Annotated in this window: 15 protein-coding genes and 1 tRNA gene; 5 read left to right on the forward strand and 11 right to left on the reverse strand. The window is 63.5% G+C overall.

Translation table 11 applies throughout. The annotated features are described in order from the left end of the window. Positions 1-4: 4 nt before the first annotated feature. From amrS to J0W34_RS10535, 4 genes are read right to left on the reverse strand one after another with little or no spacing between them, the layout of a single operon-like run. On the reverse strand, positions 5-1,096 hold the full coding sequence (gene amrS, locus J0W34_RS10520; protein ID WP_230971612.1) for an AmmeMemoRadiSam system radical SAM enzyme: 1,092 nt from the start codon (positions 1,094-1,096) through the stop codon (positions 5-7). Between the two features lie 42 nt (positions 1,097-1,138). Then, the gene (gene amrA, locus J0W34_RS10525; protein WP_230971613.1) at positions 1,139-1,720 is read right to left on the reverse strand and encodes an AmmeMemoRadiSam system protein A; all 582 of its coding nucleotides are present in this window, start codon (positions 1,718-1,720) and stop codon (positions 1,139-1,141) included. Further along, complete coding sequence (amrB, locus tag J0W34_RS10530) at positions 1,707-2,525, reverse strand: AmmeMemoRadiSam system protein B (protein ID WP_230971614.1); 819 nt, start codon at positions 2,523-2,525, stop codon at positions 1,707-1,709. The genes amrA and amrB overlap by 14 nt, the downstream gene beginning before the upstream one ends. A 45-nt stretch (positions 2,526-2,570) precedes the next feature. Then, positions 2,571-3,836 (reverse strand): MgtC/SapB family protein, encoded by a 1,266-nt coding sequence (locus J0W34_RS10535; protein WP_230971615.1) that lies wholly within the window; start codon positions 3,834-3,836, stop codon positions 2,571-2,573. A gap of 69 nt (positions 3,837-3,905) precedes the next feature. Here J0W34_RS10535 and ispD point away from each other — a divergent pair, with 69 nt between their 5' ends. From ispD to thpR, 3 genes are read left to right on the forward strand one after another with little or no spacing between them, the layout of a single operon-like run. Then, a complete protein-coding gene (gene ispD / locus J0W34_RS10540) occupies positions 3,906-4,607 on the forward strand; it encodes a 2-C-methyl-D-erythritol 4-phosphate cytidylyltransferase (protein WP_230971616.1) in 702 nt (233 codons plus the stop codon). A 3-nt stretch (positions 4,608-4,610) separates the two neighbouring features. Further along, entirely contained in the window at positions 4,611-5,120 is a 510-nt protein-coding gene (gene ispF, locus J0W34_RS10545; RefSeq protein WP_230971617.1) for a 2-C-methyl-D-erythritol 2,4-cyclodiphosphate synthase, read from the forward strand. After that, complete coding sequence (gene thpR, locus J0W34_RS10550) at positions 5,104-5,637, forward strand: RNA 2',3'-cyclic phosphodiesterase (protein WP_230971618.1); 534 nt, start codon at positions 5,104-5,106, stop codon at positions 5,635-5,637. The genes ispF and thpR overlap by 17 nt, the downstream gene beginning before the upstream one ends. A gap of 54 nt (positions 5,638-5,691) precedes the next feature. On the opposite strand, the gene J0W34_RS10555 is transcribed toward thpR, so the two are convergent. The 4 genes from J0W34_RS10555 to J0W34_RS10570 all read right to left on the reverse strand — a co-directional run bounded on the left by J0W34_RS10555 (position 5,692) and on the right by J0W34_RS10570 (position 8,456). Further along, the gene (locus tag J0W34_RS10555) at positions 5,692-6,126 is read right to left on the reverse strand and encodes a host attachment protein (RefSeq protein ID WP_227814570.1); all 435 of its coding nucleotides are present in this window, start codon (positions 6,124-6,126) and stop codon (positions 5,692-5,694) included. A gap of 259 nt (positions 6,127-6,385) precedes the next feature. Continuing rightward, a complete protein-coding gene (locus J0W34_RS10560) occupies positions 6,386-6,850 on the reverse strand; it encodes a flavodoxin family protein (RefSeq protein WP_230971619.1) in 465 nt (154 codons plus the stop codon). After that, entirely contained in the window at positions 6,847-7,617 is a 771-nt protein-coding gene (locus tag J0W34_RS10565; RefSeq protein WP_230971620.1) for a M90 family metallopeptidase, read from the reverse strand. Before J0W34_RS10565 ends, J0W34_RS10560 begins: the two co-directional genes overlap by 4 nt. Positions 7,618-7,625: 8 nt before the next feature. Further along, entirely contained in the window at positions 7,626-8,456 is an 831-nt protein-coding gene (locus tag J0W34_RS10570; RefSeq protein ID WP_407941163.1) for a DMT family transporter, read from the reverse strand. A gap of 185 nt (positions 8,457-8,641) precedes the next feature. On the opposite strand from J0W34_RS10570, the gene J0W34_RS10575 reads away from it, so the two are divergent. Then, complete coding sequence (locus J0W34_RS10575) at positions 8,642-10,843, forward strand: RelA/SpoT family protein (protein ID WP_227814566.1); 2,202 nt, start codon at positions 8,642-8,644, stop codon at positions 10,841-10,843. A gap of 95 nt (positions 10,844-10,938) precedes the next feature. Here the strand turns inward: J0W34_RS10575 and J0W34_RS10580 are convergent. After that, a tRNA-Val gene (locus J0W34_RS10580) sits at positions 10,939-11,013 on the reverse strand. Positions 11,014-11,124: 111 nt separating this feature from the next. Here J0W34_RS10580 and gltX point away from each other — a divergent pair. Then, positions 11,125-12,537 carry a glutamate--tRNA ligase gene (gene gltX / locus J0W34_RS10585; protein ID WP_230971622.1) on the forward strand — a complete coding sequence of 471 codons (1,413 nt, stop codon included), beginning with the start codon at positions 11,125-11,127 and terminating at the stop codon, positions 12,535-12,537. A 49-nt stretch (positions 12,538-12,586) separates the two neighbouring features. Here gltX and mnmC read toward each other — a convergent pair whose 3' ends face one another. Next, positions 12,587-14,497, reverse strand: coding sequence for a bifunctional tRNA (5-methylaminomethyl-2-thiouridine)(34)-methyltransferase MnmD/FAD-dependent 5-carboxymethylaminomethyl-2-thiouridine(34) oxidoreductase MnmC (gene mnmC, locus J0W34_RS10590; protein ID WP_230971623.1), 1,911 nt, complete (start codon positions 14,495-14,497; stop codon positions 12,587-12,589). Positions 14,498-14,506: 9 nt separating this feature from the next. Further along, entirely contained in the window at positions 14,507-15,037 is a 531-nt protein-coding gene (locus J0W34_RS10595; protein ID WP_230971624.1) for a hypothetical protein, read from the reverse strand. Positions 15,038-15,041 lie beyond the last annotated feature (4 nt).

Consider the following 15,041-nt stretch of genomic DNA (forward strand, 5'->3'; position numbering starts at 1 on the left):
CGATTCATGGTGCATGAGCCGAGATTCGAACGGGGATGCGCCGATTGCCGAAGTCCCCCGCGTGTCGATCGAAATGGCCGGCAATGGCATGCCCGCAGTTGCTGCAATGGCCCTCGGGTGTTAAGGCGTAGTGCATGATCTGGTAGCCGTCGCGCACGATGAGCGCGGTGTGGCAGGCAGGGCAAAGGGTCGTGCTGCCTTCGGTGTCGCGAACGTTGCCTGTGTAGACGTAGTGGGCGCCCGCATCCATCGCGATCTGGCGGGCACGCCGGACCGTGGCCAATGGCGTGGCCGGATGGCGATCGAGTTTGTAATCCGGATGAAACGCAGTGAAATGGAGCGGTACATCCGGCCCCAGTTCCCGAACCACCCAGTCGGACAGGGCGCGCAGTTCATCATCGCTGTCGTTTTCACCGGGGATGAGCAGCGTCGTGATCTCGAGCCAGACCTTCGTCTCATGTCTGAGCCAGTACAGCGTGTCGAGCACGGGCGCCAGATGCGCCCCGGTCAGCTTGAAATAGAACGCTTCCGAGAAGGCCTTGAGGTCGACGTTCGCAGCGTCGACATGGCGAAAGAAGTCGTCTCGTCCCTGACCATGGATGTAGCCTGCCGTGACTGCAACCGTCTTGATGCCGCGTTGGTGACACGCGTCGGCCGTGTCGATGGCGTATTCGGCAAAGATCACCGGGTCGTTATACGTAAAGGCAACACTGCGACAGTCGTGGTGGGCAGCGGCGCTCGCAATGGCGTCCGGGGTGGCGGTGTCCATGAGGCGGTCCATGTCGCGCGATTTGCTGATATCCCAGTTCTGACAGAACTTGCAGGCAAGATTGCACCCCGCCGTGCCGAAGGACAGCACCTTGCTGCCCGGATGGAAATGGTTGAGCGGCTTCTTTTCGATGGGGTCGATGCAGAAACCGGAACTGCGGCCCCAGGTCGTCAGCACCATTTCGCCCCGGTCCATCTGACGGACGAAACAGGCGGCGCGCTGACCTTCATGCAGGCGACAGGTGCGCGGACACAGATCGCACTCGATCCGGCCGTCGTCGAGTCGATGCCAGTAGCGGGCCGGGTGACGGGTTTCAGGCGCAGTCATACGACACCTCCTAAACCACAGATGGCGGCGGGCCAGCCCAAATCAAGCCTGAGGGCGTGCCGCTGAACGCTCGCTCTCCTTCCATTTGCGCACTGGATAGGTGGCGATCATGATGCTGCTGGACCAGAAGTCGGGCGGGAGCCCGGCCTTCTGCTTGAGTGCCGCGAGAAAGTCGCCCGGTGCCGGTATCTGTTCCCAGACCTGAGGCAGGAAGGTGGCCTGGCCACGGCAACCGTTGAAAAGGATCACGCCGTCTTCGCCGGGGCGCAGCCGGGCAATGACGTCCGATTCGCTCGTGGCCTCAAGAAAAGTCGACGCACCGATGAGCGAGACTTCGATGCGGATGTCCGGCCACTCAGCGGCACTCACCGGCGGGAAGCGCGGATCGCGAAAGGCGGCGTTGCAGGCATTGATCGCGACGTCATCGGCCAGGGAACGGGTGGGCTTCAGGCTGCCGATGCACCCCCGCAACTGCCCGTGCTCGGTCAGTGTCACAAAGGTCGCGCCGCGTTCGCTCATGTCTTCATCCGCACACGGTGCCGAGGCAAGCCGGAGCTCGTGTTCAATGGCCCGGCGTGCGCGTGCGAGCAGGCGATCACCCAGGGCGTCCTCAGTGTGAGACATGCGGGCGCTCCTGGCAGAAGGCAATACTGGTGTATCCGACCACGCGATTGCGGTCACCCGAGGTATCGCCCGAATTGCGATGATCGAGCAGCGTCGGGACCAGATGATGTCGCTGGGCCGCGAGCAGCAGGCCGTTGACCGGCAGCGCGCCACAGGCCTGTTCGAAATTCAGCTGCGGCTGGAGCCGGAGGATTTCCTCCACCGTGGCCTGATCGCGCCAGTTGGCCTGGTGATAGGGCAGGTAGTGCGACAGGTCCGACGAGATGACGATCAGCGTTTCTTCCTGCCCCCAAAGCGTCTCGAGCACATCGGCAACGCGACCGGCCGTGGTCCGCCCCACCAGCAGCGGCACCACAGTGATGTGTTCGAGCACGGTCTGAAGGAACGGCAGCTGCACCTCCAGTGAATGTTCGAGGGCGTGGGCCGCTTCATCCACGTGGATGTCAGGCGCGAGTTGAAGTTGCTCCCAGGCCGTTCTGTCGAGGCTGATTTCGCCCAGCGGCGTTGCAAAGGTCTGGGAGGCGGGCAGGGCAAAACCGTCGACCGGCTGGCGGTGCGCAGGACCGAGCAGCACGACGCGACGATAGAACGGCGCGGCGCCGCGCAAGGACGCGTAGGCACTGGCGGCGATGGGGCCGGAGTAGATGTAGCCCGCATGTGGCACGATCACCGCCTTGGGCCAGTGGACCTTTTCCAGCGGCATGGCTGCATTGAGCAGATCGCCGATCATGGTGTTGAGCGCACGCGGATCGGCGGGATAGAAGGCGCCGGCGACGGCCGGGCGGCGGATGGATGCGTTCGCCATGAATCCCCCTGAGCGACTGCGGGAAATGATGATTGAAGTATACGCCTATGGGCCAAGCCCGACCCAGGCGAGACCGCCCGCGATGCCGAGTCCGACCGGTGCCATTCCGAGCATCACCCGCTTGGTCAGCGGGCGCCCGCCAATGAAGCTGGCCATGCCGGCCTTGAACGCCAGATTCGAGATCATGGCCAGTCCGGCGGCGGTCACCGTGGGGTGGGCTGCCAGGCGCTCTAGCGAAAAGAGCCGCAGGCTCGAGAGCGTGATCGCATCGACATCGGTCAGGCCGGACGCGAGTGCCACCAGATAGAGCCCCTTGTTGCCGACGGCTTCGGAGAGCCAGGCGGATATGAAAAGCACGACACCGTAAAGGCCACCGAAGGTGAGGGCGGCGCGCAGCTCCATCGGGTTCTTGGTGTCCGGGACCGGGCTGTCGCTCTTCTGGCGCAGGTCGCGCCAGTTCAGTGCCAGCGGGATGACGCCAAGCGCGAGCCCGGGTGCCACCACGCGGACGATCAGCGGCAAGAGTTCCGGCGCCAGTACCGCCGCTACGATGGCGACCCGGATCACCATGACCAGGTTTGCCTGAAGGATCACCAGCGCAGCGGTCGGACTGAACTCCGGCCGTTCTTTCGCATCCCGGGCAAAGACCAGCGTGGTGGCCGTGCTCGACACGAGGCCGCCAAAGATGCCCACGATCGGGGCGCCGTAACGATTGCCCACGAGTTTGAGTGCCGCATAGCCAGCCAGGCTCACACCGGCAATGAGCACGACCATCAACCAGACCTGATAGGGATTGAGTGCGCCGTAGGGGCCGAAATCCTCATTGGGCAGCACGGGCAGGATCACCAGCGAGAGCACGCAGAACTGGAGGATGGAGGTCCAGTCCCGGGGGGTGAGCTTCGCGGCCCATCCGCGCAAGGTGGTCTTGAAGTACAGCAGTACGGTGGTGCCCACCGCGATCATGATCGCCAATTGCTGATAGCCGGACCACACCATGAAACCGAGCAGGTGACACAGAAGCAGGGCCACCACGGTGGTGGTACCGGGGTCGAGCGGATCGGGGCGTCGCATGTAGGCCGCGATGATCATGACCCCGACCAGCAGTGTGCCGACCAGCAGCGGCCAGACAGAGTCCGTCACACTGGCGAGCAGCCCGTTGAGGGCACCATACAGGCCGACCAGGGCAAAGGTGCGCAGGCCGGCGCGTGCCGACGGGCGTTGTTCGCGCTCAAGGCCCATGAGCAGGCCGATACCGACGGCCACGGCGATGGCCTTGATCTGAGCCGGGTCGATGGAAAGCTCGGGATTCATGCCTGTATTCTACGCCGCCGAGATCTCCGCCATGCGAGGCGCGCCAAGCAGGTAGAATCGCACTCCATCATGCAAAGCAAACGTCACCGTCACTACGCGCTGGTTCCGGCGGCAGGAGCCGGCAGCCGCATGGGCAAGGAGATACCCAAGCAGTATCTCGATCTGCTCGGCGAGCCCCTGTTGCGCCACACCTTGCGCACCCTGTGTCAGGCCCCGATGATCGACCGGGTCTATGTCGTGCTCTCGGTGGGCGACCCGATCTGGAACGAGCGCGACTGGAGCGATCTGGGCGAGAAGCTTCACCCGCTCTACGTGGGCGGGGCGACTCGCGCCGACAGTGTGCTCAATGGTTTGCGTGCGATTCGTGGCGATGCAGGTGACGGCGACTGGATTCTGGTGCACGACGCAGCGCGTCCGTGCCTGGCGCAGTGGCATATCGACGCGCTGATTTCGACGCTCGATGACGATGAAGTGGGGGGCATTCTCGCCGTGCCGGTCGCCGACACGCTCAAGCGCAGCAATGGTCATGGCCGTGTTGAAAAGACGGTGCCACGAGACAGCCTCTGGCAGGCACAGACGCCGCAGATGTTCCGGTACATCATGCTACGCCGCGCCCTCGAAACCGCGCGAGAAGTCACTGACGAGGCCAGCGCCATCGAAGCTGCCGGATTGCATCCAAGGCTCGTTCAGGGCGATACCACCAACTTGAAAGTCACCTATCCGCTTGACCTCCATCTGGCTGAGTGGATCTTGAAGAATCGGGAGGCATAGGCCGTGTCATCGGGATTTCGAATCGGGCAGGGGTTTGACGTGCACGCCCTGGTCAGCGGCAGGCCGCTCATCATCGGCGGTGTGACCATTCCTTACGAGAAGGGTCTGCTCGGGCACTCGGACGCCGATGTGCTGCTCCACGCCATCACCGACGCCTTGCTCGGCGCGGCCGGGTTGGGTGATATCGGTCGGCATTTTCCGGATACCGATCCTGCCCATGCCGGGGCCGACAGTCGCAAGCTCTTGCGCGAAGCCATGGTCAGTGTGCGGCAGGCGGGTTTCAGAGTGGGCAATGTCGACGCGACCGTGATCGCCCAGGCGCCCAAGCTGTTGCCGCATGTGCCGGCCATGGTCGCGAACATCGCCGCCGATCTCGACGTGACCGAGGAGTGCGTCAACATCAAGGGAAAAACGACCGAGCGCCTCGGCTTTACCGGACGCGGAGAGGGCATTGCCGCGCAGGCTGTGGCGCTGTTGGTGCGCGACGACATCGCCGATGAGCGAGGCGCCTGAGCGGGTTCGGGTTTTCTTTGCGCTGTGGCCCGACGCAGCTACGGCTGATGCGCTGGCCGCGCTGACCGAGCTGGCGGCACCGCCTTCGGCGCGTCGCATGCGGCCCGATACGCTCCACATGACACTCGCCTTCGTGGGCGACATCGAGGCGACGCGACTGCCAGCGGTACTGTCAGCGGGGGATGCCGTCGCCTGGCCGGCCTTCGACATGACCGTCGATCGCCTGGCCCTGTGGGCACACAACCACATTTTCTGGGCGGGGCTCTCGCACGTTCCCGATGCCCTGGTTGATCTTTCCAGCGCGCTCGGACATGCCCTGAGCGCACATGGTATTGCCCTGCCGGATCGTCCCTTCATGCCCCATGTGACGCTGGCGCGCAAAGCCGATTCGCTGTCGGGATCGGGCGCGATCGAGCCGATTGACTGGCATGTCGACCGCGGCGTGCTGGTGCGTTCGATGCGTACCGCCTCGGGAGCCTGCTATCGGGTGCTCAAGCAATGGGGATCTGCCGGCTGAGCCTGGCGAAAAAAAGGGCGCCCGAAGGCGCCCGAGTGCTGGGTTGCGGGGGAATCAAAGGCAGATGCAGTTGCCCAGGCGTTCTGCCAGGAGCGGTTCTGCTGCCTTCGTATAGTCTTTTTCCACTCGTGCGCTGACGAGCTTCTCTGTGCCTCCGTCCATTTGCGCGTTCAGCATGCCCATGAAGTTAGGCGGTGCCACCAGAATCGCGCGACCGAATTTTTGCTTCGTGCGGCCCTTGTAGAACTCTTGAGCGAGTTCCTGGGCGAATGCGCGAGCAGCCTGTTCCTTGGGCAGCCGGTGAGACTCGTATCCTCCACCTGGAGACGACTGGATGGCGCCGGGACGGTCGGTGACCAGGTCCCGGTTCATCTGACGACTTTCGGGGTGAATCAGCTCTTTGACCAGCTTCAGCCCCTTGTTGGGGCCGTAGTTCGCGTAGAGCTTTGCCAGGCTGGCATTTGCAACAAGGATCCAGGTAATAGCCATTCTTGTTCCTCCGATACGGATTGGAGTGGGATGCCGTCGACACACGCCTCCCGGACCCGGGGGACGAGCGACAGCCTTTCCAGCGTAGGATGCCCCTGCTCGAGGTGCCAAATCGACGAAGGGGATTTCGGTCGGCCCGACCGGGTCTATGGTGCTGCTGCGTTGCAGCAAGTTCAGTCCTGACGCAAGCTGCGACGGCGCACGCCGTTCGTCAGATGAAATGTAACGACCCTGTCATGTTGCTCGATCTCCACGGCACTCAGAAGATCCCGAGCGCGAGACCTTCGGCCATTGCCTGGCCCAACTGGCGACAGGCATCGAGATCGTCTTCCGTGAGCGTGCCACGCGAGATGAAAGCGGGGCTGATTTCCTTCCAGCCGTAGCCGTTGGCGATGCGGCCGATTTCGCGCACGGCGTTGGTCCCGTCGTTTCCGGCGCTCACAAAGACCGCGTAGGGCAGGCCATTGAGCTTGTTTTCAAGCGGGTAGTAGGTCCGGTCGAAAAAATCCTTGAGCGCGCCGGACATGTAGCCGAAGTTCTCGGGGGTACCCAGCAGCAGCGCGTCACAACCGGCCAGATCATCTACGCCAGCGTCAAAGGCACGCAGACACCGCAGGTCGATTGCGTCGACTTCGCTTGCGCCCGCGACCACGGCATCCGCCAGGCGCGCCGTGTTGCCGCTTTGCGAATGGAACACGATGAGCAGCGTGCGTCGCTCACTCATGAGAACACGCTTGTGCCCCGCGCAGGATCAACACCATAGAACGCAGCGAGTTGCCGATAGACCTCGGGATACGCGTCGAGCAGTTGCTGCGGCCGTTCGAAGAAGACTTCACTGGCCACCGCGAAGAACTCTGCCGGATGCTCACTCGCATAGGGGTCGAGTGCGGTGGGGTGATCGTGATCCACCCGATGGCATAGATCGTCATAGGCGGCGCTGAAAGCGCTGGCCCATGCTTCGCGCGACATGTCGCCGGGCAGCGGTGGGTAACCGTCCGCCTGGCCGTTGAGCATGTCGAGGGTATGGGCGAATTCATGGATGAGCACGTTCACGCCGTCAGCGGCGCCATCGCCATTCCAGCTGACCACGACCGGGCCACCGTGCCAGGCTTCGCCCAGCAGGGGGGTTGCCTGGTCGTGCACGATGCCATCCTCGTCCATGACCTCACGTTCAACCACGAAATCGCCCGGATAGACGACGATCCCGACCCAGTGTCGATAGCCGTCCAGGCCCAGACGCAGAATCGGCAGGGACGCCTGAAGCGCAATGGAGAGCATGATCTCGTCGCTGAGCGCCATGTCATGGGCGCCATGGAACTGTTTCTCATGCAGGAATTCGCGTGCCAGTTCGCGCAGGCGCGCACGCGCCGGACCGGGCAGGTAAGACAGCCATGGCAAGGACGACTCCACGCGCTCGAACAGCGCGGGTGTCAGCGCAGCCGAGTCCGTGTCGTCGTGCCCGCCAAACCAGCGTTGGAAGGTGTCGAGCATGTGTTTTCTCAGGCGGTGTGCTTCACCCGGGTGGTCATCCAGATGCCGCACATGATCAGGCCGATGCCCACCGCGTGGAAGGCCTTGGGGTTTTCGCTCAGGAAGATCATGGACAACACGGTACCAAAGGCCGGCATCAGATGGATGAACAGTGAGCCACGGTTGGGGCCCACCATGACCACGCCGCGGTTGTAGAACACGTAGCCGAGAAAGCCGGGAAATATCGCGGTGTAGGCAATGGCGGCAAAGTTGGTCGCGCCCGGCTGGATGAACTTGCCCTGGCTCATCTCCCACGCCCAGAGGGGCCCGAGAATCATCACGCCGACCACGGTCATGGCGCACAGCATCAACATGGGATCGACACCTTTGGGGCGCCAGTGGAGCGCCACCGTGTACAGCCCCCAGTCGAGCACGGCCAGCAACATCCAGAAGTCGCCCGGATTGAGCTGAAGACCCAGCAGGGTTTCGAGGTGCCCGCGGGAGACGATCACACTCACGCCCAGAAGCGATACGACCACGCCAAGGCCTTCGAGCCGATGCATGCGTCGCCCGATCATGAACCGGGCCAGCAAAATGGTGGCGACCGGAATCAGCGAGTTGAGCATGGTGGCGTTGATGGCCGTGGTGTACTGGAGCGCCAGATACGCGAAGGTGTTGTACCCGCCCACCCCTAGCGCGCCGAGAAAGACCACCGGCTTCCAGCCGGCCCGAAGTGCTCGCCACTGGGTGCGCCAGTGCGGCAGCGCGAACGGGAGAATCAGGAGAAACGCCAGCGACCATCGCCAGAAGGCCAGGCCGATGGGCGGAACCCCCTCCCTGACACTGCGGCCAATGACCATGTTGCCCGCCCAGAATAATGCCGTTAGGGTGAGAAGCAGGTATGGTCGATCGAAGAGGCGGCGCATTGGGGCTCACTGGAAAACGTGGATTTTTCTGCGCGGCGCACAATGTGTCACGGCGCAGCTTTGACGAAGCGCGATTATCATGTGTCTGGTGAGAGTGGAACAGTAGGAAAACCCCCAGCATGGTCTCGGTGACACACGCGCTTGCCAGCGACGAAGACGCCCAGTTGGTGATTGACCGCCTCTGCGAGGGGCTCGGCTCGGACGACGCGGTTCGTGTCGCTCGAGCCGTTGAGGCGATGCGCACGCACTATGGCGACTCGACACTGGGCACGGGGGAAGAGACGTTTCAGCACGCCTTGGGCGTGGCCCTGATCACCGTGTCGCTCAAGATGGACGCCGAGGCGCGGATCGCTGCATTGGCCTTTGCGCTGCACGCCGAGATGGACAACGCCACCGAATACCTCGAAAAACACTTCGGTTCCCGGGTGGCACGGCTGGTCAATGGCATGCATCGGCTCAACGGCCTGCGGGTGATCACCCGCCGCACGGCAACGGCCATGGCACCCGAAATGCGCTCCCAGGCAGAGACGCTGCGCAAGATGCTGCTTGCCATGGTCGAAGACATTCGTGTGGTGCTGCTCCGCCTGGCCTCGCGTACCCAGACGCTGCGCTTCTACGCCAACAACGACTGCGATGCCCGCCGCGATGTTGCGCGCGAGAGCCTGGATATCTACGCACCGCTGGCCAACCGGCTCGGGGTGTGGCAGCTCAAATGGGAGCTGGAGGACCTGTCATTCCGCTTCCTGGAGCCCGACACGTACAAGCGCGTGGCAAAGATGCTCGACGAGCGTCGGGTGGAGCGCGAACAGTTCATCTCCGACGCCATCCGCACGCTGGGTGAAGAGACCCGCAAGGCCGGTATCGTGGCCGAGGTGTACGGTCGCCCGAAGCACATCTACAGCATCTACAACAAGATGCGCTCGAAGAAGCTCGACTTCTCGCAGCTCTACGATGTTCGTGCCCTGCGCGTACTGGTGCCGGAGGTCAAGGATTGCTATACGGTTCTTGGTATCGTGCATCAGATGTGGACGCCGATCGCCAACGAATACGACGACTACATCCTCAAGCCCAAGGGCAACAATTACCAGTCCCTGCACACGGCGGTCATGGCCGGCGACGGCCGCGCACTCGAGGTGCAGATCCGCACGCATGACATGCACCGGCATGCCGAATACGGCATCGCCGCTCACTGGCGCTACAAGGAAGGCTCCGGTGCAGGCGGCAGCGCCTACGACGAGAAGATTGCGCTGCTGCGCTCGCTGCTGTCGTGGCGCGACGAAGTGACCGACGCCGATCAGTGGGAAGAGAAGTACCGCAGCGCGTCCATGGACGACACCATCTACGTGATCACCCCGCAGGGGCGCGTGGTGGATCTGCCGCGTGGCGCGACCCCCATCGATTTTGCCTACACGCTGCACACCGAACTGGGGCATCGCTGCCGGGGGGCCAAGGCGGACGGTCACCTCGTACAACTGAACAAGCCACTCGAAAGCGGCCAGACCGTGGAAATCACGGTGGCCAAAGAGGGCGGGCCGTCACGAGACTGGCTCAATCCCAATCAGAACTACGTCGCCACCGGCCGTGCGCGACGCAAGATCAAGCAGTACTTCAGCCAGATGGAGCAGGGCGAGCTGCTCGAACGCGGTCGCCATGTCATCCATAAAGAGCTGCAGCGCGAAGGGCAGACGCAGACTAATATCGAAGGCCTTGCCACGCGTATGGGTTTCAAGACCGTCGACGCCATGTACATGGCCGCCGCGCGTGGTGATGTCGGCCCGCGCGCGGTCCAGGTCGCCTTGCAGGGGCCCGAGACGGTTGAAGCGCCATCGGATGACGAGGTGGTCATCGGGCGCGCACGCAGCGGCAAGGGAGATGAAGACATTCTCGTGGTCGGGGTGGGCAAGCTCATGACCTCGCTGGCGCGCTGTTGCAAGCCGGCACCCCCGGACTGCATCGAGGGCTTCGTCACGCGCGGGCGCGGCATCTCGGTCCACCGGGTCGATTGCCACGACTTCAAGATCATGTCCCGGCGACACCCGGAACGGGTCATTCCCGCGGCCTGGGGCGGGCAGGCATCTGCGCCGTCTCACCGCTATCCGATTGATCTCGTGGTCCACGCAACCGACCGTCAGGGTCTGCTGCGCGATATCACCGATGTCCTCTCCAGAGAACATCTGAACGTCATCGCGGTGAACACACTGACGAAAAAAGGAAAAGCGAAGATGCGCTTTACCGTCGAGGTGGGCGGGTCGGAACAGATCCAGCGAGCGATCGCCCTGATCTCGGAAGTCGTCGGCGTAGAGCAGGCCCAGCGGGCCTGAATGCGCGTGGGTTGCCCGGGTTCTTGAGACCCGGGTTCGACCAACAAAAAACCCGCAGAGCCAGTAGCCATGCGGGTTTTCATGCTTCTCGAAAGTGGTGGGCGGTACTGGGATCGAACCAGTGACCCCTGCCGTGTGAAGGCAGTGCTCTACCGCTGAGCTAACCGCCCACTCGAGAAGAGCGCGCATTGTAGGTGGCATCGTGGGGCGCGTCAAGGGGGATTGGGGATCTTTTGGCGTAGAATACGCGCTCGATTTTCTGAGTCCGGATTCCAAGCACCATGACTTCCGCCAAGCCCTCGACCATTCGCACCCGGTTTGCCCCGAGCCCGACGGGATACCTCCATATCGGTGGCGCACGCACTGCGCTGTTCTCCTGGGCCTTCGCCCGCCACCACGGGGGACAGTTCGTACTGCGTATCGAGGATACCGACCTGGAACGGTCAACGCCGGAAGCGGTGCAGGCCATTCTCGACGGCATGGCCTGGCTCGATCTGGACCATGATGAGGGTCCCTTCTATCAGATGCAGCGCATGGATCGCTATCGCGAAGTGATTGGCGAGCTGCTCGACAAAGGCCTGGCATACAAGTGCTACGCCTCGCCGGAGGAACTTGACGCCATGCGTGAAGAGCAGCGGGCACGTGGCGAGAAGCCGCGCTACGACGGTCGCTGGCGTCCGGCACCCGGCAAGACCTTGCCGGACGTCCCCGCGGGTGTGGATCCGGTCATCCGTTTCTGCAACCCGACCGAGGGCAGCGTGGCGTGGGACGACCTGGTCAAGGGGCGGATCGAGATTTCGAACGCAGAAATGGACGACCTGATCATTGCGCGCCCGGACGGTACTCCGACCTACAACTTCTGTGTGGTGGTGGACGATTGGGACATGGGCATCACGCACGTGATCCGAGGTGACGATCATGTGAACAACACCCCGCGCCAGATCAACATCCTCAGAGCGCTGGGTGCCGAGGTGCCGCAGTACGCGCATCTGTCGATGATCCTGGGAGATGATGGTCAGAAGCTCTCCAAGCGCCATGGTGCCGTCAGCGTCACCCAGTATCACGACGACGGATATCTGCCCGAAGCGGTGATCAACTATCTGGCCCGTCTGGGCTGGAGCCACGGCGACGACGAAGTCTTCTCCCGTGAGCAGTTCATCGACTGGTTCGATCTGACCAACATCACGCCGTCGGCGGCCCAGTTCAATACCGAGAAACTCAACTGGCTCAATGGCCTGTACATCAAGCAGTCCAGCGATGCGGCGCTGGCGGCGGACGTATCGAGCCGTCTGGCGCGGCGACAGGTCAATCCGGAAGACGGCCCGTCGCTCGACGCATTGATGGGGCTGTACAAGGATCGCGTGGCCACGCTCAACGAACTGGCCGATGCGGTTGAGGCGTTCTACGTCGATGTGCATCCCGCGCAGGATCTACTCGACAAGCACGTCACCGACGAAGCCCGGGCAGCGTTGCGTGACCTGTGCGAGGCCTTCAGGTCGATCGAATGGGTCAAGGAAAGTCTGAGCGCCGCCATCAAGGAGGCCATGAAGAGCCACGGGCTCAAGATGCCGCAAGTGGCCATCCCCTTGCGTGTGTTGCTGGTGGGGCAGCCGCAGACCCCATCGATCGATGCGGTGCTCGAGGCCATGGGGCGCGACCGGGTGCTCGCCAGGCTGACGCCTTACCTGGCGTGACAGAAAGGGGCGCAACGCGCCCCTTTTTCATGACCTCGGCCAGAGTGCCTCAGCTGCGGTCCGTGGCTGCCTTGCGTGCCTTGCGTAGCACAAAGCGCCCCGGGTCGATGCTGTCCCGCAGGTCGGTTTCCAGCGCCCAGGGATCACCATTCAATTCGCTTGCCAGCTGGTCGGCCACGATGGCGGACCAGACAATGCCGCGCGCGCCAAAGCCGGAGAGTGCATACAGCCCGGGCATTCGCTCGATCACATCGAGCGTGGCGTCTGATGCATAGTCGCCGGGCACCGGTACGCCGCCTGCGATGGGCAGACGATCGGGCGAAACCGGCCTGAACCCGACGCGCCCGGCGCCATCGGTCGGTGGCAGCGTATCGCCAAAACCCGGGAGCATGTACTCAAGCTTCTCCATGTTTTCGGCATGTTCATCTGCCCGCAGCTCGGTGCCGTCGTCGTCGACGATGAAGGTGGCGCCAGCGCACCGCATGCCGTTGAAGGCGGGTGTGACATAACCCTGCCGACAGACCACCACGTGGGGCGGGCTGGATGCGGCGGCGGGCAGGTGGCTGACCTGGCCGCGCGCGGCACGCACCGGCAAGGAGGCTGAGTCCGGAAAGCTTCGGATACCGACGCCGTTGGCGAGGATCAAGACCGGGGCATGGGCGATGCGCACGCCATCCTCAGCCATGAGCACCCATTGGTCGTGCTCGCGGACAATGTCGTGGATGTGCATGTCAAAACGGCACTGTATGTTGGCCTGGTGCAGGTTGGCCCGGCATACGCTGGGCGGATTGACCCAAGCCCCGGACGGAAACCACCAACCGCCGGCCGGCAGTGGCCAGCCGGCAATGTCGCTGGCCCGGGATGCACTGATGAATTGCTGATACGCCACCGGGGCCTGGTGTGCCTCGACGACCGCTTTCTGCCGTTCGGCGTGCGCTGCGTCGACGGCCAGATGCAGGACGCCCGTTGCGCCCCAGTGGGCCGATACGGCCTGCGCATCGAGCCACTCCAGATGACGGCGGCCCGCCAGACTGCCGGCCCGGGTCAAGCGGGAGATGCGGTTGTCGTCCAGACTGGGCAGCGGGCGCAAGACGCCGGCGTGATTGCCCGATGCGCCGTGCCCGGGGCCTTCGGCCTGGTCCACGACGGTGACCTTCCAGTCGAGCCGTGCCAGCCGGTTGGCAATGCTCGTTCCGGCAATACCTGCGCCCACAACAATCGCACTTCGCTCGGCCGGCGCAGGCGCCGGTGTGGCCTGACCAACGAATCGTCCCACGAGCATTTCACGCTTGCCCGCGTAGCCGGGGGCTTTTTCGAGATCGAAATGCGCGTAGGCCAGGTGTCGGCGTACCTGACCGGACACGGACCAGGTAGCGAGCGTTGCGTCGGGCGCGGCAAGTGCTGCGAGTTGGTGGCAGACCCGCTCGGACCACAGGTCCGGGTTCTTCGCAGGCGAAAAGCCGTCGAGGTAGAAGGCGTCTGCGCGTGCATGTACGCGCCCAAGGCCATCGACTGCATCGCCAAGGTAGAGACTCAGGATGACGCGGTCAGCATCAAGGGAGAGACGGTGCAGGCCCGGTGTCGCCAACGGCCATTGGCTGCACAGTTGATCCGACAAAGGCTTCAGCGCAGGAAACGCCTGGTGCGCGCGTGCCAGATCTGCCGCACTGAAGGGGTGCTTTTCAAACGAGACGAAGTGCAGCCTGTGGGGGCGCGCCGGATCGTGGCGCCACGTCTGCCAGGTGGCGAGAAAGTTGAGTCCGAGCCCGAAGCCCGTTTCCACGATGACGAAGCGGTCGCGGCCTTGCCAGCGCCCCGGCAGGCCATTGCCCGCCAGAAATACGTGGGCGGCCTGTCCGAGTGCGCCCTGATCGGTGTGGTAGACATCGCCGAACCGTGACGACCAGGGGGTGCCGTCTTCGGCGAATTCGAGAACCGCAGGTTCGATACGCTCGAACATGTTGGCGCCTCAGTGCAGGGTCGGCGTGGCGTCCGGTGCGCCCTCGGTGCTCTCGTTCACCGCGAGGGCGTCGAGGTCGAGGTCCCATCCCGCTTTGTCCACCGTGGCGCGGATCATGGCGCAGAAGGCCTGCATCAGGTCCTTGTCGCAATCGAAGCTGACCTTGCGAGCCTTGATTTCACCCAGCGAGATACGACAGGCAGGACCATCGATGGGCTGGAGACGACTTTCCATGGCCAACACGGGTGCCAGCCCCAGCGGATGAGACAGATCGTCACCCTGATAGGGCTCGGTGAAGCTGCCGGCGCCCAGATCCTGAGGCGGCGCGGCATTCGATGGGGCCGGGGAGGCCACGATCGGTTTCGGCGCGTCGGCACCACCCAGATGCCCATTGAGCATTTTCTGGAGATAGGGCCAGAGGGCCTTGATCAGGCGTCGCGTGAGTGCGACAAGAATCTCTTCCCGTTCGGCTGTCGAGATGCGTAGGAGGAGCCGGTCCTCCCGCGCGTCGAACGAGACCTGCAGCTGTTGAATCTGCATTGCG

This window comes from Nitrogeniibacter aestuarii, from assembly GCF_017309585.1.
Lineage (GTDB): Bacteria > Pseudomonadota > Gammaproteobacteria > Burkholderiales > Rhodocyclaceae > Nitrogeniibacter > Nitrogeniibacter aestuarii.